Here is a 606-nt window from a genome sequence, read left to right as displayed (position 1 = left end):
GCAGTAACTGACTTCATGATTGATCCGTATTCTTGACAGATCTTGGCCAGCTCATATATGAGAATTACTATGTAGTTTACATAAGGCGGCTTATCCCAAGTAACCCCCTCACTCCCTGATAAAACAACGATCCATTATTTGGCCTTTGTGAAATTTGACGGGAGAGGAGTGGTCTAGATGAAAAATCCCCAAAAAATCATTAAACTCACTTTGTGAATTTAACCGCCTAAACTCCTAGACCATTGCGCCAATCGTGCCTGACACCAGTCCAAAAAATCCCGTTCTGAAATCGTTGGTGTTCCCGTCAATAACTTTTTTGTGATGGGCTCCTCACCTAAAGCCGTCTCAATTAACCCAACCACTAAGTAATCTGTCTGTTTCGTAACCCAATTTTGTGGTTTCGCCCCAAAGACTTTCGCCAAACTAAAAGCTTGATCCCGAGTCATGGTAGTTAGACGTCCGGTAAAAGCAATCTCACAATCTCTTAAATCAAGCATTTTAAATCATCAACTTTCTTGATTCTAATGTTGGTTTTGACTTGACGGGTTATGGTTTTCCATTCAGTTTAGAGGGAGTGACGTTTTGAGCGCAGAATTGTTCCCTGGA

General features: G+C 41.4%; 1 protein-coding gene. It reads right to left on the bottom strand.

All coding sequences use genetic code 11. From position 1 onward, the window contains the following. Positions 1 to 218: 218 nt before the first annotated feature. Positions 219 to 497, bottom strand: coding sequence for a BRCT domain-containing protein (locus IV64_RS03875; protein WP_020923847.1), 279 nt, complete (start codon positions 495 to 497; stop codon positions 219 to 221). Positions 498 to 606 lie beyond the last annotated feature (109 nt).

The sequence above is a fragment of the Lactiplantibacillus xiangfangensis genome, from assembly GCF_001438845.1.
Classification (GTDB): domain Bacteria; phylum Bacillota; class Bacilli; order Lactobacillales; family Lactobacillaceae; genus Lactiplantibacillus; species Lactiplantibacillus xiangfangensis.
The sequence above is the reverse complement of the archived record's forward strand: the minus strand, read 5'-3'. Positions and strand labels throughout refer to the sequence as shown.